The organism is Paenibacillus catalpae (genome assembly GCF_900112695.1).
GTDB classification, from domain to species: Bacteria; Bacillota; Bacilli; order Paenibacillales; family Paenibacillaceae; genus Pristimantibacillus; species Pristimantibacillus catalpae.
Genome location: NZ_FOMT01000006.1, coordinates 143,833 through 162,977, shown reverse-complemented (window position 1 = coordinate 162,977; position 19,145 = coordinate 143,833). Strand labels below are relative to the sequence as shown.

Sequence of the window (19,145 nt, the reverse complement as noted above, 5' to 3'; positions counted from 1 at the left end):
TACCACCTATCTGCTCAGCCAACTATGTATGCGGGCAAACAACTGCTCCAGCTTAACGGGCTTGCTCATATAATCCGACGCACCTGCCTCGATGCATTTGTCTTTGTCATCTTTCATCGCCTTGGCGGTTAAAGCAATAATGGGCAGCGATACGAAGCCTGGCATTTGCCGCAGCGTGCGCATCGTCTCATAGCCATCCATCTCGGGAAGCATAATATCCATCAGGATAAGATCGACGTCCGGATTATCCTTCAACACTTTTAAGCACGAAAGTCCATTCTCGGCAAAAAGCACATTCACCTGTTTACTTTCGAGGGCGATGGTTGTGGCATATATATTACGCATGTCATCGTCGACTATTAGTATTTTCTTACCCACCCATACCGCGTCATCAAGTTCATCCTCGAAGCCACGCGCTTCAACCACAATTTCGGGCTCGGGCTCGGCTGCAGCTGCGGCGGATTCTTGATGGACCATCGCTCCGCTCTCTGCTTCTTCTTCATTTGGCACCACCAGCGAGAATACACTTCCTTTGCCAACCGTACTGCTCACGATAATCTCGCCATTCAGCAAATGAGCCATATTGATGCTGATCGACAGCCCAAGTCCTGTACCCCCGTACCTCCGGTTTGTCGTCCCGTCCGCCTGCTGGAACGCCTGGAAGATCAGCTCCTGCTTCTCCTTCGGAATGCCGATGCCCGTATCCGTAATCGAGAACGCAATTCCGGCCTGAGGGGGCGCAGCACGATGAATATGCAGCTTCACTTCGCCCCGCTCGGTGAATTTGAATGCATTGGACAACAGGTTCTTAATAATTTGCAATAGTCGTTGTTCATCCGTAAAGATAGCTTCTGGCAGATCGGGATCCAGTATCGTTGTAAACTTAAGTCCCTTCTGACGGGCGACCGGAGTAAACTGCTGCTCGGCAAATCCGCTTATTTCGTGCAGACAAACCTTTCCGTGTACGAGATCCATTTTCCCCGCTTCGACCTTAGCCAGATCGAGGATGTCATTAATTAATTGAAGCAGATCGTTGCCCGAGTGATGAATCGTATTTGCGTATTTGACCTGATGCTCATTCAGATTGCCTTCCGCATTCGTTGCCAGAATATTAGATAAGATAAGCAAGCTGTTCAGAGGTGTTCGCAGTTCATGAGACATATTAGCCAGAAACTCGGATTTATACTGGGAGCTTTGCGACAGCTGTCTTGCCTTCTCCTCTAGCTGGGTCTGGGTCTTCTCCAGTTCTCTTGTCTTCTGCTCCGAATTCTTGTACTGCTCCTCCAGCTTCTCGTTAATTCCCCGAAGTTCTTCGGATTGAGTCTGCAGCTCTTCGGTCAGTACCTGCGATTCAGCCAGCAACTGCTCTACTTGCATACGCCCTGAAATACTGCTTAACACGCTTCCAAGATGCGCAGATGCTTGCTGCACCAGGGTTTGTTGAATAGGAGTAAATGGACTGAATGATGCCAGTTCGATGACCGCTACGACTTGCCCTTCGAATTGGATAGGCATAATGAGCAGGCTTGCCGGTGCTGCCTTCCCAAGTCCCGATGTAATTTGAATATAGTTGTCAGGGAGGTTGTTCAAAAGAATGGTTCGGCTCTCCAGTGCGGCTTGTCCTACTAGTCCCTCTCCGGTCTTAAAGGACTCTACTCCGACGCTGGACTGCTGGTAAGCATAGGAAGCCAGCTTGTTCAGCTGTTGACGGCGGCCTGCGCCTTCCTTCAAATAAAATACGCCATAGCTCGCTTCGACGAGCGGGGTAATCCTGGTGATAAACAGCTGCGCCAGTGCTTCCAGGTGGTTGACGCCTTGGAACTTTGTAGCCATTTCGGCAACATTGGTCTCGAGCCAGCGCTGATCTTCTTCAAGAATGGAATATTTATTCAGCGTAAGGGCCATTTCATTAAAGGAACGGGCAATATCGCCAATTTCATCCTGCGAACGAACATCAATATGAGGTAGTTTTGAGGCTGTGTTGGAATCGTGGGTAAAGCCTTTAATGACGCTTGTAATTTTGAATAGATTGCTCGTGATGCGGTGAGATAACAGGATTCCAATCAGCAGAGTTAATAGAAAGGTAATAACCGTAAGAACAGCGGTCATTGTGTTGACGAAATCAACCATTGAGGCATTATCTGCCCGCTCTTCATCCAATAATTGTTGTTGATGATCCACAAATGCCATCGACAGAGGACCCAGCTGTTCACCTATCGGAAGTACCGTTGTTTTGAAATAGGCTAATGCTGCTTCCTGATCCTGATCCTTCTCCAGGTTAAGCAGCAGCTGATCCGAGCTCTTGATGAAGGCCTCATCCATATTAGCCAGCTCCCGGAACGATTCCCGTACATCAGGCTTAATGATTAGGTTATCCACCTCATCAACAAGGGCCGTCATTTGGGTATTGGAGCTGCGGAGCTCTGTCAGAAAATCGGAGTCCTGAGTCAGCAGATAGCCCCTCAGACTGTTCGTTTGCTGAACGGACAAATATTGAATTTCCGTTGCTTTACTGAGCACGGCCACTCGCCTGTCGATTAGTTCATCAAAGGACCGATTGAGTTTATCGTTGTAAATGTAAGCTGTGATATTCACTGCCGTTACAAAGAATGCAACCGATAAAAAGCTAATAAGCAGCTTGCTCCGAATCGTAAACCTCATGAGACACCTCTCTATTCATTTCCCTTATCTTACTATTCTTACAAACAAGTGAATATAGCAAAAATTAGTAGTAAATGCTGGTTTTTGAATTGTCACAAAACAGACACATTTACGCAAGGAGTTTCGACATACATTCAGTGACCCGTTGCTCTATACTTGCGTTGTTATCCAAATGTCATATAAATTTACACGCTTATAAGGGATCAAGCAATACGAACAATGGAGGGATTTCTGTCATGGCCATGGTTATGATGAAGGATAACATGAACCAGCTTTTCGCTGATTATGAACATCCGGCTTATTACGATGAAATGTTTGAAAGGCGGGGCAAGGGCAGAGCCCACTACGGTGCAATTCTGCAGCGGCTCTCCAAGATGGGACTAAGCGAATTACAAAGGCGCGACGCCATGATGCAAGAAGAAATGGTGAAGCAAGGTATTACCTTTACTCTATATAGCAATAATCCGGAGGAATCCTCGCAGGAGAGAACGATTCCCTTCGACATGCTGCCGAGGGTCATTACTTCGGACGAATGGCTTCATCTGAATCAAGGTCTGAAGCAGCGGGTCAAAGCGCTGAATCTCTTCATATGGGATATCTATCATGAGCAGAACATATTGAAAGACGGACTCATTCCCAGCGATATGGTTCTAAATAATCCTTATTTTGTGCCCGAGATGGTTGGAGTGGATGTTCCAAACCGCACTTATATTCCATTATCCGGTATTGATATTATTCGCGGCCACTCAGGAGAATTTTATGTACTTGAAGATAATCTTCGGACCCCTTCGGGCCTGTCCTATGTATATAAGAACCGGGCTCTTACGACGTCCCTGCTGCCCGAATTGTTTTTCGATCAACGAATTCGCAGTATTGACCATAGCATGAATGCTCTGCTGAGCAGCCTTCGCTGCTTAGCTCCGAATGCCAAACCCGATCCTCTCGTTGTACTCCTTACCCCTGGCATCTATAACTCCGCCTATTATGACCATACGTTTCTGGCGCTAGAAATGGGAATCGATCTGGTTGAAGGAAGCGATCTTATGGTCAAAGACCGGGTTGTCTACATGAAAAGCATAGACGGGCTTCGCCGGGTTGATGTGATTTACCGCCGCATAGACGATGAGTATCTGGATCCTCACGTATTCCGCAAAGATTCTTTGCTCGGCGTGCCGGGCCTCATGGATGCGTATATTGCCGGCAATGTGGCCTTGGCGAATGCGCCTGGCACAGGGGTGGCCGATGATAAAGCGGTGTATGCATTCGTGCCTGATATGATCCGTTACTACCTTCAGGAAGAACCCATCCTCGATAACGTCCCGACTTATATCTTAACAAGACCTCACGAGAGAGAGTATGTGTTATCCCGCTTGTCCGATATGGTTGTAAAAGAAAGATCCTTATCGGGCGGATATGGCATGCTGATCGGCCCAACGGCTACCGAAGAAGAAATCAAGGCCTTTGGCGAGAAAATTGTGCGGCAGCCGGAGCGATATATTGCCCAGCCTACCATTAAACTGTCCTGCAGTCCTTCGCTTACAGGCGGCTGTGTTGCTCCTCGACATATCGACCTGCGCGCTTTTACTTTTATGGGCTCCGAAACCTACGTCGTTCCTGGCGGTCTAACCCGCGTTGCACTGAAAGAGGGCTCGCTGGTCGTTAATTCATCCCAAGGCGGCGGCACGAAGGATACCTGGGTGTTAACGTAATTCGGCTTCATACACTTATATGAGGTGATAACCATGATAACCCGTTATGCGGAATTGCTGCTCCTGATCGGACGTTTGCTAGAGAGGGCGGACAACTATTCCCGCATTATTAATAACTACTATAGTATGCGCGATGAGCTCATTGAAGGTGAGCAGAGCTATGCGTGGGAGCGGCTTGCAGCAGCTGTTGGCGATATCGATGAATTCAAGCTGGCGCAGCCCCAAACGAATGAATGGGATGTCCTCCATGACCTGACATTCGAACGGTCGAATGCAGACAGTATATTTTCCTCCGTTCAGCAGGCCAGAACCCATATCCGCACCTTGCGGCCTATGCTGCCCGGCGAGCTGTGGGATATCGTCAATTCCTTCTATCTATGGCTGAAGGATCAGGACGTGAACAAGATGATGTCGCAGTCACCTTATATGTTCTATAAACACGTCAGCGAATGGCTCGCCATGTTTAACGGTACTGCGGATTCCTTGATGGTCCGCGGGCAAAGCTGGAATCTCCTTCAAGCCGGTAAATTCATCGAACGGTTAACCGGTACCGTCCGCATCGTGCATGCAACTTACCGCAACCTGCTGAAGGACGCGAAGAAGCTTGATAAGGATGCCCGTTATAATCGTTTTCTTGTCCTTCTTAAATCATGCGGAGGTTATGAAGCATTCCGAAAGTTCCATGCTCAGGACGTCCAGCTTACTGAAGTAACGGAGTTCCTTCTACTGAATGCGGAATTCCCGCGTTCCGTCCGATTTGCGATCAATTCGCTGGCCTTCCATATTGAGAAGAGCCCTCTGTTTCATCATTCCATCAAAACACTGTCTATCCAAACAAGTGATGTCCTGTCGTGTATACGTGCAAATAAGCAGCGTTATGGCGACCATGTGACCGAGGAAGTATTGCTGCTCCTGGTGCAGCTGTCACACTCTTCGGGTGATCTTGGTGCAATCATTGCCAAGGCCTGTCAACAAGAGGAACAGCATGTTCCTGCTCAGTTATGAACAAGACTGTCAACCGTTTCTGCAGCCATTACCGGCGGGTGCAGAAACGGTTTTTTGTTTGTTTACAGCTAAGTTATTCCCCCATTAGTCCAGGGGTCAATTGTGATATGATAAAGGCATCACATTTTTATTGATTAACCTGATTCGAGGTGTCCTCATGCCGCTTAACCCTAATCATGAGTTTCTTAACGAAATGATTCAGCACCTGCAGGTTCATCTGGAGGAAGCCTATTATACCGAATGCTCCCCGCAATGGTGCGAGCTTGATTATGTACCTTCTTATAATAAATTTTATCTGATCTGCGAAGGGGAAGGCTGGCTTAAGATCGACGGCCGGGAATACCGCCCCGCACCCGGACAGCTTGTCCATATGCCCGCCCATGTTCTGCAATCCTACTCCGCGGTAAGCGATCACCCCTATTCGAAATATTGGTGCCATTTTACCGCGACGATGGGAGAGATGGATCTGTTCCAATGGCTGGAGGTCCCTCATATTCTCGATGTCTCTCCTATTCATATGGATTCCTTAGTGAACCTGTTCCGCGAGCTTGGAGAGCTGTATCAGGATCGTTCTTACTTGGCCAGGATCCGGGAAAAAGCTATCCTCCTCGACATCATCGCCATCTTCCTTTCCCAGTCTGACACTCATCTCAGATTCGTACCGGGCCGGCTTGGCGAGATTGAACGATTAAGGCAGATTGAAGCCTTCATCGATGCCAATCTGTCCGAGCCCTTAACACTTGAGCAGCTGGCAAAGCATGTCCATCTTCAACCCAACTATCTTGTCCGTTATTTCAACAAGCATTTTGCGGTCTCTCCGCTCAAATATTTGAACCGCAAGCGAATGCAGAAGGCCAAGTCACTCCTTGGCTCCACCGACCTTGCGATCAAGGAAATTGCAGAACTGGTCGGTTTCCCCGACACCAATCACTTTGCCAAGGCTTTCCGCAAAGAAGCAAGCTGCTCCCCGACGGAATACCGTCTGCGTGCCGGGCGGGGTTAGCTTGAGTCCGGGGCATACATACGGTATATTCGGTTTGAATGGAAGATAACTGCCATGATAGGGGAATCGTGATGATCTCTACCCGCATTTTGATTATTGAAGACGATCTGGAAATTAACCAGTTGGTTGCCCGCTACTTAAAGAAGGAAGGCTACGAAACGCAATCCGCCTATAACGGCAAGGAAGCTTTGGCGTATTTGGCCAAAGACGACTACCAGCTGATTCTTCTCGATCTAATGCTGCCCGTTGTTGACGGTCCAGAAATTTTACGCAAAATCCGCGAGACCAGAACCACGCCTGTTATTGTTTTGTCGGCCAAAGACAGAGAGATGGACAAAATAAGTCTGCTCGAGCTTGGAGCGGACGATTACATAACCAAGCCTTTCACAATCGGAGAGCTTGTTGCAAGGGTTAAAGCCCAGCTTCGCCGGTATATCGGTTTCCAGCCGGATCATTCCGCGGCCGCGCCTAAAGTTCTTAAGCATGGGGATTTAGAGCTGGACACCGGCTCCTGCGAGCTTACGGTGAGAGGGCAGAAAAAGCCGCTTACCGCCAAAGAATATGCCATCTTAAAGCTGTTCCTCTCCAATCCCACCCGGGTATTTGCCAAGTCTCATATCTTCCAGGCGGTGTGGCAGGAAGAAAGCATGGCCGACGATAACACCGTAATGGTGCATATTAACCGGATAAGGACAAAGATCGAGAAAGACCCCTCCAACCCTGTTTATATACAAACGGTCTGGGGATTTGGCTACAAGCTGGGCGAGGGGTGAACGGATGTTATATTGGGCCTTTATCGTTGCCCTTCTGCTAGTTATCTTTATCGTCTTATTCAAATATGTTCAGCTTCAAAATGAAATGAAGAACATAACGCGGACCACGGCAGAAGTCCGCAGCGGCAATCTCAATCTGCGCTACCGACTTCATACGAACCATAAAGCCCTCTCGGAATTGGGAGCTGAGCTCAACCGGCTGGTCGACTACTTCCAAAAGGCCTTCGAGCGGACAAGATTTCTGGAAGAAGAACGCAAACGGATGATTGCAAATATGTCGCATGATCTCCGCACTCCGCTGACTTCCTTACTAGGCTATATGGAAGCCCTTCAGCAGGACACAAGCTTATCCGCCGAGGAGAAAGAAGCCTTTCTCCGTGTAGCGGTGAACAAAGGCGACGATCTGCTGGCCCTGCTGCAGGATTTCTTTGAATTAGCGCGGCTCGAGACCGATGATTCTACCCCTGATCTGGAGCGCATTAACCTGACTGAGCTTGTACACGAGGTTCTTATTGATTTCTACCCGGAGTTGACCAAGGCAGGCCTTACACCTGTTATTGAAATGCCCGACTCGCCTCTCTATGTCAGAGGAAATAAGGCTTTTTTGCGGCGCATTATGAACAATCTTCTGTCCAACAGTTTACGTTACGGCACAGACGGCGGCGAGATCGGGATTCGCATTCGGGAACAATCCGGCTCCGTTCTGGTGGATGTCTGGGATAAGGGACAAGGAATTGCCGCTCATGATCTGCCCTATATTTTCGAACGGCTGTATACCGGCGAAGCATCCAGGAATGCCTCTCTTCGGGGCACCGGCCTTGGACTAACCATTGTGAAAAACCTGGTCGAGAAGCAAGGCGGGCAGATCACGGCCCACAGCGCGCCTAACGAGAAAACGATATTTTCTTTCAACCTTATGAAAAGTTAAACCGTCATCCGGTTTGACTTTTTCTTTTTATGATTCGATTTAAGGTTTTTGTAAGGTATTTATTAATGCCCTGTGAAAAGTGTTCTGTACAATAAGCTTCGAAAGGAGTTGATATTCGTGGATTATGTACTGCGAACGAATCATTTAACGAAACGTTATGGCGGCAAAACGGTCGTCCATAACCTCAATATGACGATCAGGCAAGGCGATATCTACGGTTTTCTCGGACAAAACGGGGCTGGCAAGACCACAACGATACGTATGATCATGGGGCTGATCCGCCCCACTTCGGGAGAAGTCGAATGGTTTGGCGAAGGTGTCCGCGGCGGCAGAGCAAGAGCAATGGAGCGTATCGGCGCTATCATTGAGTACCCGGGATTTTATCTCAACCTGAACGCAGTGGACAATCTGGATATTCATCGCCGTCTGATGGGTATGGGCAACAAAGAGTACATCGAAGAGGTATTATCCCTTGTGGGCCTGCTTGAAGCCCGAAATGAGAAGGTGAAAAACTACTCGCTTGGCATGAAGCAAAGACTTGGCATAGCCCGCGCACTGCTTCATCATCCCGAACTGCTTGTTCTCGATGAGCCTACGAATGGACTGGATCCGGCTGGCATTAAGGAAATCCGTCAGCTGTTCCTCGATCTGGCCAGGCAACGCGGGATCACCTTTCTAATCTCTAGTCATCTGCTTAGCGAGGTCGAGCAGCTGGCTACCCGGATCGGAATCATACATCAGGGGAATTTGCTGGAGGAAATCGACTACGAGGACTTCCAAAGAAAGACCCGGCATTATCTTGAGATCAAGGTTGACGACGACAAGAAGGCCGCCTATGTGCTGGAGCAAAAGCTTGGCGTATCCGATTACCGTATCGCCGATCCCGGTATTCTGCATCTTTATGATTTGCTCGATCAGCCGGCAAAAGTCAATCTGACGCTGACAAATCATGAGGTTGCCGTTAGGGAGATCCGGCTGTCCGGAGATAGCCTGGAGGATTATTTTCTGAAAGTAACGGGGGGTGCTCCGCTTGTTTAACGTCATCTATACCGAGCTGTTAAAGCTTAAATCCACGAAAATCCCTTGGCTTGTGCTGTTCGGAGCGATTCCTGCCAATCTCGTTGCCTTGTTTGCCTTCCTGCCAAAAGTAACGCCGGATGGAACACCAGCAGGAATAGACATGCAGGATATGTTCTACCGGCAAGGAATGATGCTTGTTATGGTGGCGCCGTCCATATTCGCTCTGTTCACAGCCTATATTATCTCGAGGGAGTATCAGGAGCGTACGGTTAACCAGTTGTTTGCCTATCCGGTATCACGTGCAAAAATCCTTACGGCCAAACTCTCTGTTGTGTTTATTCTTATTGTCATAACAACGGTATTGTCCTGCGTGACCGCGGTTGTCGTCGGCATTGTCATGCTGCTGCAGGGCCGCATCGGCTTTGAGATCATCTGGCTTGGCCTGAAGACGAATGCAGGAATTTGCATCCTTTCATTTGGCACGATTCCGGTTGCAGCAGCTGTTAGCCTGATCGCCAAAAATGTCATCCCTGCTGCCGTACTTGGAGTGTTCGCAACCATTGTCACCGTTATTGGCAAGATCGGCCATGGTCAGGGCGGCATACTGTTCCCTTGGCTCACGCCTTACTGGCCGGTCCGTCATCTTGCCCAGGATATTGCAGACAATACGGGCGCTAACCCCTATGGGGTTCCCGCGCTGATCATTTTGACATTAACCTTCCTTCTCTCGCTTGCCTTCAGCCTCCTCTACTACATCAAATCCGATGTTCACAGCGGATCTTGAGGAGGCGTGCAGCATGAGAATAGTAGAGATCGCGCTTATTGCAATCAATATATTGTCGCTATTCCTCGGTTTTAGCAGACCTTCCAAGCAAATATGGATAGGAACGGCCGCGGTTAATTTGGCTGCACTCCTTTTGCACGGCCTTGTTGAAGGCTTCCGGTTCCAGATGTTTCTCGCCTACGGCTACGTTGGACTTCTGGTTATCTACACTTTATTCAAGACAACAACCAGGTTGTATGCAAAGAAAATGCCGAAATTGCTGAAGGGTTTTGTCATTTGCTTGTCCATAGGATGTCTTGCCCTAACTTCATTCCTCTCTTATGCCCTTCCTGTTTTCTCCCTTCCGCAGCCTACCGGCGACTACAAGATAGGCGTAGAGGAGCTGCATCTGATTGATGAGAACCGGGATGATCCGTTTCTTGACAAGTCGCCGAAAAAGCGTGAGCTGATGGTGAAGCTGTATTACCCGGCAGAGGAAGATAACTCCAAGCCCTACGAGCCTTATTTGCAGTCCGAACTCCTGACCTTATTCGCCTCATTCTTTCACGTGCCTGCATTTGTGCTTGGGCACCTTGGGCTTGTAACAACCGATACGAAGGCAGATCTGCCGGTATCCGGACAGCTTCAACAATATCCTGTTATTCTGTTCTCCCATGGTGCAGGCACGTCAGCGGCTGTTCACACCTCGCAATACGAGGATCTGGCCAGCCATGGGTATATCGTAGCGGCCATCGATCATACATTCGTATCGGCAGGCACGGTGTTTCCCGATCATACCGTTTCGGCCATGGAGGCGACAACCGACTTCCATACCGCAGAACCGGCAGAGATCATCACACAAATTATGGCCGATGACGCCTCCTTCGTCATGGACGAGCTAAGCGGGCTGAACGAAGGCAACGGCACACAGGACGTAGACTTTAAAGGGAAATTAGATCTTAATCATATTGGAGCTGCTGGACATTCGGTCGGGGGAGCAGCTGCCTATAATCTGGCCATTCATGACAGCCGTGTAAAGGCAGCCATTGATTTAGACGGTGCCGTTTATATGAAGCCTGGCAAAGAGACGATTATCGCTCCGTTCCTTATGCTGGCGAACGATAAGAACCATATTCAGCAGATCAAGAATCGCAAACCGCTGTATCAAGATTTGAATGCAGTGCCCGCGGAGGAACAGGAAAAGCTGATCTCGGAGTCGATATACGGCACGAGAGAAGCCTATGAGGAGGCCTATAACAAAGCACGGCAAAATGTAATCGGACTTACAGAAGTGCTTCACGAATCCGGCAATCTATTTACGATTGCAGGCAGCGATCATATGAAATTCACGGATATCGGCCTGTTCATCGGTTCTAATAAACTGCGTAATCTAATTGGCATAGGCGGTCAGACAGATCCGGCTAGATGCCTTGTCGTTACCGAGGCTCTGACTCGGGCGTTCTTCGATCAACATCTGAAAGGCGTGACGGAAGATACCTTAAACGCTTTGCCTCGGGAGTACCCGGAGCTGGAGAAAATAAAGCTTTAATCCCCGCCCAAGGTCTGAGGAGGGTTCCTTCCTGCGGGTGATTAACCCACTCGGCGATTCCTATATAATTAGGGGCAAAGAGGAATCTCCAGAGAGGATGGAAGCTGATGCCGGATAATCGAGAGGATATTCAGGCCATACACAATGTATTCCGGGCTTTGTACAAAGCATGGGATCAGGGCGACGGCAAGGCCTACAGCGAGTTCTTCACCCCGGATGCGGACTATGTTACTTTCTTCGGCGAGCACCTGAAAGGCCGCAGTGAAATCGACAGTGCCCACCAGGCATTATGGGATGGCCCGCTGCGCGGATCAAAGATGATCGCAGACCTAAGGGAAATGCATCTACGCTTTCTCACTCCGGATGTTGCCCTGGCCCACGCGACCGGAGCCGTTCTGATGCGATGGCAAAAGAAAGCGCCTGCCAGCCGTGATTCGATTAACACCAACGTGCTGGTCAGGCAAAACGGCGAATGGAAAATCGCCGCATTCCATAACTGCCGGATCAAAAAGTTCAACTGGCTCACCCGCCTCTTGTTTCAGCCCAAGAGCAAATCGTCTGCCCATGCATAAAAATGAAGGCCATCCGGATTGGATGGCCTTTGTTATGATTAAGAACCGTAAAAAGACATAAAAAAAGAGTCCCGAATTTTCCCAAGACCTTATTCAACATCATAGCAGAGCGGAAAACATAAGTCTATATCGTCACCCTTGTCCATCATGATTACCATGCCAAAAATCTGCTGATTCAAAAGAACGGCGGCATTATGCCGATTGACTGGTCCCTCGCCTACTTAAGTCCTCATCTGGGGGACTTATACTGCTTAATAAGAGAAGCTCAAGCTTTGGCCGGTCTATCCAGGGAGGAAGTAAATGCTGCTTATCAAGACGTATCTAATATCGATATCGGGCAACTGAACTGGCAAATATCCGTAGGAGGTTTATGCTGGCTCATAAAGACCTTACGATGGCTTGTCTACGGCGGGACAGAGATCATTCCCGGTTCCGAGGCGTGGATACCTGATCTTATGAGCGATGTAGAGAAACTCGTGGAAGAGATTCGCGCTTAATAAAAAAGCCTTCAATTGCTGTTGCAGCAATCGAAGGCTTATTTTATAGAACGGGCGTTATGCCAACGCCGAGCTTGTTGTTTGTTTTTTGCCTGCCAGGCCAAGAGCTTCATTTGTTGTGGCATTGATCTGCTCGATCAGCTCAGGATGCTGCAGCAGCTTAACTCCATAGGATGGAATCATTTCTTTCAGTTTTGGTTCCCACTCCTTAACATGCTGCGGGAAGCATTTGCCGATCACTTCGAGCATAACCGATACGGCTGTGGATGCACCTGGCGAAGCGCCAAGCAGGGCCGCAATCGAACCGTCAGCAGCACTGATCACTTCTGTGCCGAACTGAAGCGTACCTTTGCCTGCCGGTGTTTCTTTGATGATCTGTACGCGTTGGCCTGCTACGAGCAGTTCCCAATCTTCGCTCTTCGCGTTCGGAATGAATTCGCGCAAAGCTTCCATGCGCTGTTCTTTCGAAAGCATCAGCTGTTTGATCAGGTAAGTCGTCAAAGACATATTTTTCGCGCCAGCGGCCATCATATTCGTAAGGTTATGCGGCTTGATCGAAGTGAACAAATCGAGCATCGAACCGTACTTCAGGAATTTTGGCGTGAAGCCGGCAAACGGCCCAAAGAACAGCGATTCTTTATTATCGATAACGCGTGTATCCAGATGCGGTACGGACATTGGCGGTGCGCCAACCGGAGCTTGACCGTAAACCTTCGCGCGATGCTGGGCTACAACTTCCGGCTTCTTGCAGACCATGAACAGACCGCTTACCGGGAAGCCGCCGATGCCTTTGCCTTCCTCAATGCCGGATTTCTGCAGCAGGTGCAGACTTCCGCCGCCGCCGCCGATGAAGACGAACTTCGCATTAATGCGTTCCGTGCTGCCGCTGCCCAGATTGCGGACTTTCAATTCCCAGGAGCCGTCGCTTGCACGTTTAATATCGTCTACATTATGGTTGAAGTTTATGTCGACGTTTTGCTTCTTCAATTGATTAAACAGTATGCGCGTTAAAGCACCAAAGTTGACGTCCGTCCCGGACTCAATTCTGGTCGCTGCGATAGGCGTATTCACTTTACGGTCTTTCATCATAAGCGGAATCCATTGCGCCAGCTTTTCCGGGCTATCCGAGAATTCCATGCCTTCGAACAATGGGTTCACCGACAAAGCTTCGAAACGCTTCTTCAAGAACGTTACATCTTTTTCCCCTTGCACAAAGCTCATATGAGGAACGGGTACAACAAAATCCCGCGGATTACGGATCAGATTGCTGTTAACAAGATAAGACCAGAACTGCTTCGATACCTGAAACTCTTCGTTAACTTTAATCGCTTTGCTGATATCAATGGATCCGTCCGGTTTTTCCGTTGTGTAGTTCAGCTCGCATAGCGACGAGTGTCCTGTTCCTGCATTGTTCCACTCGTTAGAACTTTCCTCACCGGCCGTGGCACGCCGCTCGAACACTGTAATTTCCCAGTCCGGCTTTAATTCCTTCAGCAATGAGCCCAAGGTAGCACTCATGATGCCGGCACCAATTAAGATTACGTCTGTTTTCGTTTGTTTGCTCATTTTAACCGTCCTTATACCCTTCGATTTGCAGAAAGGATGTTCACGCTCCTGTTTCACACATCTTTTCTGTATCTAAAATAATTTGTTTCACGATAACAATAGATAATGTCTATTTCTATTATACGACAGTTTCAAGCTATAATCGACGCTATTTACACATGATTTTTTAACCATTCCCTGAACAATTCTCCACATATGTAACCCCGGACAACCCGAAAAACAGCAAAACCACCCCAAACATTGGAGTGGTTTCTTATTTATTCAGCTTATCACTTCATTTGGAATATTCCAGATATAACAGTGCTTCGTATACAGCCTTGTCTTCTTGGTGATAGATTGGCCAACATGCCAATGCTACCTCCCGTACCACACTTATTTATATAGACGGAAGGTTGTTTGGAAAGGTCCCACTACTTCTTGTTCACCGCATATTTCTTGCCCCATTCCCCCATACTTTCAAGAATAGGGATGAATTGCTCTCCTGCTTCCGTCAGCGAGTACTCGACCTTCGGAGGCACTTCCTGATAGACCTTCCTGTTGATCATCCGATCCTTCTCAAGCTCTCTTAACTGACTGGTTAATATGGCCTTCGAGATGCCGGGGACAAGTCTTTGAAGCTCCCCAAACCGCTTGGTCTCCCGCAAATGCCATAAAATAATAATTTTCCACTTGCCTGCAATAACGTTCTGCGTCTCGGTTACCGGACAAACCCCGATTTGCTCTACCGGAATTTCCCCTTCGAATGAGCTGCGGGCCATCGTTAATCCCCCATTTCGTCCATGGTTCTGTTTTTATGACTAGGTAATATTATTATGACTACTTTAAAAAATCGAACTAAGGAAATAATATTAGATTATGCTTAATCGCACAACTTATCCATAAACCAAAATGGAGGAATAGATCATGAAGATTGGTATCATTGGGGCAAATGGCAAAGTCGGAAGCCTGATTCTGAAGGAAGCTGTAGAGCGGGGTCATGAGGTGACCGCTATTGTAAGAAATGCTTCGAAATTAACGGCTACAAACGTTAATGTTCTCGAGAAGGATATTTTCAGTCTCAAGGGATCTGATCTGTCAGCCTTTGACGTTGTTGTTAACACATTTAAAGCTGCCGAAGGAGAAGAACATCTCTATGTGGATGCAGGAAGAGTTGTGGTTCAGGCTCTCAAAGATGCTCCAAACACGAAGCTCATCGTAGTTGGCGGTGCCGGAAGCCTCTATGTTGATGAGCAAAATACAACCAAGCTGATGGACACACCTGACTTCCCGGCTTTTGTATATCCGACAGCATCCAATGCCGGCAAACAGCTGGATGAGCTGAGAAGCTCGGACTCGATCACATGGACTTACATTAGCCCGGCAGCTTTCTTTGATCCAGACGGCAAGCGGACAGGAGCATATAAGAAAGGCCTCGATCATGTCATCGTTAACAGCCAAGGCCAAAGTTACGTCAGCTATGCCGACTATGCTGTCGCCGTGCTGGATGAAATCGAAAAACCGCAGCATGTGAATCAAAGATTTACGCTTGTTGGCGAAGCCGAATAAAGCTAAGATGCCTCCCGAATTGGGAGGCATTCTTTGTTTAGCTGCAAATGATATACCGGAATTTCTCCATAGCCTCGGTGTCCCCCAGCCATCTAGCTCCCGAAGTGCCATCAGGCTTGCCGCCGAAAAAATCAAGTTGTGCCTCACCCGTTCTCTCCCAAATATCCCCCGTCCTCGGCTTGCACTGAGCAATCAGGGACAGTCCTCCTTCGAGCAGTGCTTTATTCATGCTGGAGCCCTCCGCTATATCCCATTGAAAATTGAAAAATCACATTATCGAAAGATTAATGATGGCAAGATGGATAGCTAAATCATTTTACCGGTCCTAATCAAGGCAAATGCGATTAATTGATCCGATATGACTTAAATCAAGAAAAGCCTCATTTTACACCAAGCTCTATTCGGAGTACGATTCTATTACTTGCTTAACCTAACACGAAGGGATTGTTACATATGAATGCGGAAGCAATATCGGGAATACAGCTTTATCATTTCAGCAAGGAAAACTGCCATTACGGACTCCTGAGCATGACCAGCGGTACTCATACAGGCTGGGGTGAATGCGTCATTGCCATTGATGTCCCGTATTTCGATATCGTTCCATGGGCTAACTTTCTATTTCGGTTAAACAAGCTGTCTCTGGCCGAAGCCAGGCATACCGCTCTTGCGAACCGGAGCGTCTGGGGCGACACGAAAACCGGTCTGGTGCTCATGGCCTTATCGAATCTGAGCAGCAAAGCTGAGGAAGAACAGCCGGATCCCGACATCCTGTTTCAGACATCCCGGAGCTATCTTTCTGTTCTGTAAGGCGCCAGCCATCATCCGCTATGCAGGGCCCCCCTGCGGGAAGCCCTGCTCTATATCATCGTTAGGCTTTGGCTTGCGAAGACACTTCCATATTTAACAGCCTTGTCCTCGTCACCATGCCTGCGCTCTCCAAGGTTCGTTTGGATGCTTCGTTGTAATACCAGCAGCCGCAGATCGGGATAATGCCATGCTCTCTGCACCAATTGCGCATATGGATGATGATTGCTTTCCCGTTCCCCTGCTTCCTAAAGGACTCATTCACAAACATCCCGATGCTTGCGTATCCGTTGAACATCTTCGACTGCTCCATAATTCCAACGCCAAGTAGATTCTCGCCTCTGTAGTATACAAACAACCTGCCGCCAGCAAGCCATTGCTCATAATCACTCAGAAAATCTCCGCACACCTGCTGGATAGGATGAAGATCGGCCTCTTCAGCAAGCCGGAACACTTCCCCGTCCGCTTTGCTTACTGCGATATCCACCTGACTGTCCTGGAAAAAGTAAGCCTGCTTGTTAATCTTGAAGTCCTGATCTATGGCGAGACTTAGGAACAGCTCATCGCAGGTCGGTACGAACAGATTCTTAACGGCATGCCGTTCAAGTGCTTCAAGAAACAAGCTCTGGGCATGCTTCAAAGATGACTTCCGGATATAAAACTGCGTCAGCAGCTCACCGTTATGTAAAGCATAATAACCGATATCCTCCGAGCTGTCCTGAATCCGGTAAAAGGCGGAGGACAAAATATGATCCTCCAGGAAAGAATCAAATGGCGAGGACAAGCCTTCCAGATATTCTGTAACGAGAAGCTGAATTTCATCGAAGGTACATTCTTGAATTACCATACCGTTTCGTTCTCTCCCTTGAAATAATGTATCGGACGGATCTCGATCCCCCATTCGAACCGTTCACCTTCCCCTACCTGTACAGCTGGATGCAGTGAGGCGATCCGGATAGCTTCCTCCATGCTCTCTGCTTCAATGATAAACGCGCTGCCAATCATCTCCTTCGTCTCGGTAAAGGGGCCGTCCAGCACCTTAATTTTCCCATTAGCCCGCCGCAGGCTTTTGGCCTCCGCGGCTAGCCCGGCATCCATCATCACTTGACCGCTCTTATACAGTTCCTCGAGATGAGGGGGACAATGGCTCATCACAGCATTAATCTCCTCTTTAGGAAGAGCATCCATTTTCTCTGCATTCAAATAACCTAAACAAAGGAATTTCATAGTTATATTCTCCTTTACCATTAGATTATGGATTATATATCTTCAACGAATGGAATCCGGCAAAATCGACCGATGCTCAAGATTTAATTTTCTCTGAACATGGCCTGAAACCTGCTTCCCTTTTCCTGCCGAAATTTTTTTTCTTGCAATCCATAAAAAAAGCACCCAAACGGGTGCTTCGCTGCGAATGATATTAGTAAAGTATGATTACCGGAAAGCAACGAACGTTAAGTCCTTGCTTTTTAAATAGTTGATAATAGCTGGCAGCGCCTCTAAGGTGTTCTTGTCTTCATGCAGCACATAGATGCCGCCGGCCGCTTCTACATGATGGAAGTAACGAATGATGTCCTCCGGATTTTTTGCGTTCCAGTCTTCCGGGTCGCGGTTCCAGAGCAATGTCTTCATTTGCTGCTTATTGGCCGCAGAGATCAAATCATCGTTAACCGCGCCGTATGGCGGGCGGAACAAGGTAACTGGCGTATGGGTCAGAGCTTCGATCGCCTTGTTTGCCTTGGAGAGATTCTCGCTCTGAGCTGCAAGAGTAAATTTAGTCATTATACTATGATCCCAGGAATGATTGCCGATGGACATGCCTTGCTTCGAGGCATAAGTAACGGCCTCTTCATGATGCGCAACATTTTGCCCTATAAACAGGAATGTCGCCGGCACCTTCTGCTCCGTCAGAATATCTACGATTTCCTTCGTCAGCTTGGATGGCCCATCATCAAAGGTTAAAGCTACATATTCCTTTGACAGTCCGAAAAACTTCTTCTTTTCATCGATATCGATAATGGTGAAGCTGGACTGCTTCTCCTGTTCTTCGGGAGGCACCGAATCCTGCTCCGCTACGGTCTGATCAGCCGTAATAACCGCGCCATCCCGTGAGAGTGCCGTCATGCTGCTGCCGCTGACTGCAGAAGTTGAAGCGTGTGCAGCTGGCAAACTCGTCGAATCGCCGCTCGTTACCTTAGCCTTGGCGACTTGTCCGCCCAGCATGCGTGCGGAATCTACCCTGCCTCCGGTTGCGATGGACAGAATAGCCAATAGACCAACCATGATCAGAATAGCAACCGCAATCTTCGGCAAACGCGCGGAGAAACGGCTCCGGAGCTTAGTACGGCTTGGATTCCCATGCAGCACTTCGGCTATCTTCATTTCCACTTCTGGAGGAACGGGCGCAAGCTCTCCTTGCCGGATCTGCTGGATCATATGGACATAAGCTTCACTACATGCAAAATACAACGGGACGCGGATGCTCCCTGTCGTTCGGATTATGGAGCTATAATACGATTTGCGGTAAGGATCCCACTTGGAGTAAGGAGAGATGCGAATCCTGTCTCCATGCAATGGCCCCAGTGCTTCAAGTTCAAGGAACGTAAACTCATCCATTTCGATTACGTATGTTGCATACTTGTCGTCTTGGGTGACGGCGATCTTCATCTGGCTAACACCACTTGAGGTCCTCCCAAGAGACAGCAGCTCCATCACCTGCGTGCTGTATGTCTCCATCCCCACCATCGTCC

Annotated in this window: 19 protein-coding genes; 12 read left to right on the top strand and 7 right to left on the bottom strand. The window is 48.5% G+C overall.

Going from position 1 to position 19,145, the window contains the following annotated elements; all coding sequences use genetic code 11:
- Positions 1–6 precede the first annotated feature (6 nt).
- Positions 7–2,661, bottom strand: coding sequence for an ATP-binding protein (locus BM200_RS25320; RefSeq protein ID WP_091189500.1), 2,655 nt, complete (start codon positions 2,659–2,661; stop codon positions 7–9).
- A gap of 236 nt (positions 2,662–2,897) precedes the next feature.
- On the opposite strand from BM200_RS25320, the gene BM200_RS25315 reads away from it, so the two are divergent.
- From BM200_RS25315 to BM200_RS29790, 10 genes are all read left to right on the top strand, one after another.
- Positions 2,898–4,370, top strand: a complete 1,473-nt coding sequence (locus tag BM200_RS25315) for a circularly permuted type 2 ATP-grasp protein (RefSeq protein ID WP_091189499.1) — start codon at positions 2,898–2,900, stop codon at positions 4,368–4,370.
- Positions 4,371–4,403: 33 nt separating this feature from the next.
- Positions 4,404–5,375 carry an alpha-E domain-containing protein gene (locus BM200_RS25310; protein ID WP_091189497.1) on the top strand — a complete coding sequence of 324 codons (972 nt, stop codon included), beginning with the start codon at positions 4,404–4,406 and terminating at the stop codon, positions 5,373–5,375.
- A 157-nt stretch (positions 5,376–5,532) separates the two neighbouring features.
- A complete protein-coding gene (locus BM200_RS25305; RefSeq protein WP_091189495.1) occupies positions 5,533–6,378 on the top strand; it encodes an AraC family transcriptional regulator in 846 nt (281 codons plus the stop codon).
- 71 nt (positions 6,379–6,449) lie between these two features.
- Entirely contained in the window at positions 6,450–7,151 is a 702-nt protein-coding gene (locus BM200_RS25300) for a response regulator transcription factor (RefSeq protein WP_175533017.1), read from the top strand.
- A 4-nt stretch (positions 7,152–7,155) separates the two neighbouring features.
- Positions 7,156–8,079, top strand: coding sequence for a sensor histidine kinase (locus tag BM200_RS25295; RefSeq protein WP_091189492.1), 924 nt, complete (start codon positions 7,156–7,158; stop codon positions 8,077–8,079).
- Positions 8,080–8,196: 117 nt separating this feature from the next.
- Complete coding sequence (locus BM200_RS25290) at positions 8,197–9,117, top strand: ABC transporter ATP-binding protein (protein WP_091189490.1); 921 nt, start codon at positions 8,197–8,199, stop codon at positions 9,115–9,117.
- Positions 9,110–9,883 carry an ABC transporter permease gene (locus tag BM200_RS25285; protein WP_175533016.1) on the top strand — a complete coding sequence of 258 codons (774 nt, stop codon included), beginning with the start codon at positions 9,110–9,112 and terminating at the stop codon, positions 9,881–9,883. The genes BM200_RS25290 and BM200_RS25285 overlap by 8 nt, the downstream gene beginning before the upstream one ends.
- Before the next feature lie 13 nt (positions 9,884–9,896).
- Positions 9,897–11,411: an alpha/beta hydrolase family protein gene (locus BM200_RS25280; RefSeq protein WP_175533015.1), complete on the top strand. Its 1,515-nt coding sequence runs from the start codon at positions 9,897–9,899 to the stop codon at positions 11,409–11,411.
- A 107-nt stretch (positions 11,412–11,518) separates the two neighbouring features.
- Positions 11,519–11,983 carry an SgcJ/EcaC family oxidoreductase gene (locus tag BM200_RS25275; RefSeq protein ID WP_091189485.1) on the top strand — a complete coding sequence of 155 codons (465 nt, stop codon included), beginning with the start codon at positions 11,519–11,521 and terminating at the stop codon, positions 11,981–11,983.
- A gap of 128 nt (positions 11,984–12,111) precedes the next feature.
- Positions 12,112–12,480, top strand: coding sequence for a phosphotransferase (locus BM200_RS29790; protein WP_139230839.1), 369 nt, complete (start codon positions 12,112–12,114; stop codon positions 12,478–12,480).
- Positions 12,481–12,537: 57 nt separating this feature from the next.
- Here BM200_RS29790 and BM200_RS25265 read toward each other — a convergent pair whose 3' ends face one another.
- Both BM200_RS25265 and BM200_RS25260 read right to left on the bottom strand, forming a co-directional pair.
- Positions 12,538–14,046 (bottom strand): malate:quinone oxidoreductase, encoded by a 1,509-nt coding sequence (locus BM200_RS25265; RefSeq protein WP_091189481.1) that lies wholly within the window; start codon positions 14,044–14,046, stop codon positions 12,538–12,540.
- A 410-nt stretch (positions 14,047–14,456) separates the two neighbouring features.
- Positions 14,457–14,804: a winged helix-turn-helix transcriptional regulator gene (locus BM200_RS25260; RefSeq protein ID WP_091189480.1), complete on the bottom strand. Its 348-nt coding sequence runs from the start codon at positions 14,802–14,804 to the stop codon at positions 14,457–14,459.
- Positions 14,805–14,949: 145 nt separating this feature from the next.
- Here BM200_RS25260 and BM200_RS25255 point away from each other — a divergent pair, with 145 nt between their 5' ends.
- Positions 14,950–15,591 (top strand): NAD(P)-dependent oxidoreductase, encoded by a 642-nt coding sequence (locus BM200_RS25255; RefSeq protein ID WP_091189478.1) that lies wholly within the window; start codon positions 14,950–14,952, stop codon positions 15,589–15,591.
- Positions 15,592–15,628: 37 nt separating this feature from the next.
- On the opposite strand, the gene BM200_RS25250 is transcribed toward BM200_RS25255, so the two are convergent.
- Positions 15,629–15,820, bottom strand: a complete 192-nt coding sequence (locus tag BM200_RS25250) for a hypothetical protein (RefSeq protein WP_091189475.1) — start codon at positions 15,818–15,820, stop codon at positions 15,629–15,631.
- A 224-nt stretch (positions 15,821–16,044) separates the two neighbouring features.
- On the opposite strand from BM200_RS25250, the gene BM200_RS25245 reads away from it, so the two are divergent.
- Positions 16,045–16,398: a hypothetical protein gene (locus tag BM200_RS25245; protein WP_091189474.1), complete on the top strand. Its 354-nt coding sequence runs from the start codon at positions 16,045–16,047 to the stop codon at positions 16,396–16,398.
- Between the two features lie 61 nt (positions 16,399–16,459).
- Here the strand turns inward: BM200_RS25245 and BM200_RS25240 are convergent, their stop codons facing one another.
- The 3 genes from BM200_RS25240 to BM200_RS25230 all read right to left on the bottom strand — a co-directional run bounded on the left by BM200_RS25240 (position 16,460) and on the right by BM200_RS25230 (position 19,131).
- Positions 16,460–17,242 (bottom strand): GNAT family N-acetyltransferase, encoded by a 783-nt coding sequence (locus tag BM200_RS25240; protein ID WP_091189473.1) that lies wholly within the window; start codon positions 17,240–17,242, stop codon positions 16,460–16,462.
- On the bottom strand, positions 17,236–17,622 hold the full coding sequence (locus BM200_RS25235) for a YciI family protein (RefSeq protein ID WP_091189472.1): 387 nt from the start codon (positions 17,620–17,622) through the stop codon (positions 17,236–17,238). The genes BM200_RS25240 and BM200_RS25235 overlap by 7 nt, the downstream gene beginning before the upstream one ends.
- A gap of 207 nt (positions 17,623–17,829) precedes the next feature.
- On the bottom strand, positions 17,830–19,131 hold the full coding sequence (locus BM200_RS25230) for a polysaccharide deacetylase family protein (protein ID WP_175533014.1): 1,302 nt from the start codon (positions 19,129–19,131) through the stop codon (positions 17,830–17,832).
- Between the last annotated feature and the right edge of the window lie 14 nt (positions 19,132–19,145).

Bases quoted from the DNA above. Each gene is read 5' to 3' on its own strand.
- BM200_RS25320 (WP_091189500.1), bottom strand. From the start codon at position 2,661: ATGAGGTTTACGATTCGGAGCAAGCTGCTTATTAGCTTTTTATCGGTT.
- BM200_RS25315 (WP_091189499.1), top strand. From the start codon at position 2,898: ATGGCCATGGTTATGATGAAGGATAACATGAACCAGCTTTTCGCTGAT.
- BM200_RS25310 (WP_091189497.1), top strand. From the start codon at position 4,404: ATGATAACCCGTTATGCGGAATTGCTGCTCCTGATCGGACGTTTGCTA.
- BM200_RS25305 (WP_091189495.1), top strand. From the start codon at position 5,533: ATGCCGCTTAACCCTAATCATGAGTTTCTTAACGAAATGATTCAGCAC.
- BM200_RS25300 (WP_175533017.1), top strand. From the start codon at position 6,450: ATGATCTCTACCCGCATTTTGATTATTGAAGACGATCTGGAAATTAAC.
- BM200_RS25295 (WP_091189492.1), top strand. From the start codon at position 7,156: ATGTTATATTGGGCCTTTATCGTTGCCCTTCTGCTAGTTATCTTTATC.
- BM200_RS25280 (WP_175533015.1), top strand. From the start codon at position 9,897: ATGAGAATAGTAGAGATCGCGCTTATTGCAATCAATATATTGTCGCTA.
- BM200_RS25275 (WP_091189485.1), top strand. From the start codon at position 11,519: ATGCCGGATAATCGAGAGGATATTCAGGCCATACACAATGTATTCCGG.
- BM200_RS25265 (WP_091189481.1), bottom strand. From the start codon at position 14,046: ATGAGCAAACAAACGAAAACAGACGTAATCTTAATTGGTGCCGGCATC.
- BM200_RS25260 (WP_091189480.1), bottom strand. From the start codon at position 14,804: ATGGCCCGCAGCTCATTCGAAGGGGAAATTCCGGTAGAGCAAATCGGG.
- BM200_RS25255 (WP_091189478.1), top strand. From the start codon at position 14,950: ATGAAGATTGGTATCATTGGGGCAAATGGCAAAGTCGGAAGCCTGATT.
- BM200_RS25250 (WP_091189475.1), bottom strand. From the start codon at position 15,820: ATGAATAAAGCACTGCTCGAAGGAGGACTGTCCCTGATTGCTCAGTGC.
- BM200_RS25245 (WP_091189474.1), top strand. From the start codon at position 16,045: ATGAATGCGGAAGCAATATCGGGAATACAGCTTTATCATTTCAGCAAG.
- BM200_RS25240 (WP_091189473.1), bottom strand. From the start codon at position 17,242: ATGGTAATTCAAGAATGTACCTTCGATGAAATTCAGCTTCTCGTTACA.
- BM200_RS25235 (WP_091189472.1), bottom strand. From the start codon at position 17,622: ATGAAATTCCTTTGTTTAGGTTATTTGAATGCAGAGAAAATGGATGCT.
- BM200_RS25230 (WP_175533014.1), bottom strand. From the start codon at position 19,131: ATGGAGACATACAGCACGCAGGTGATGGAGCTGCTGTCTCTTGGGAGG.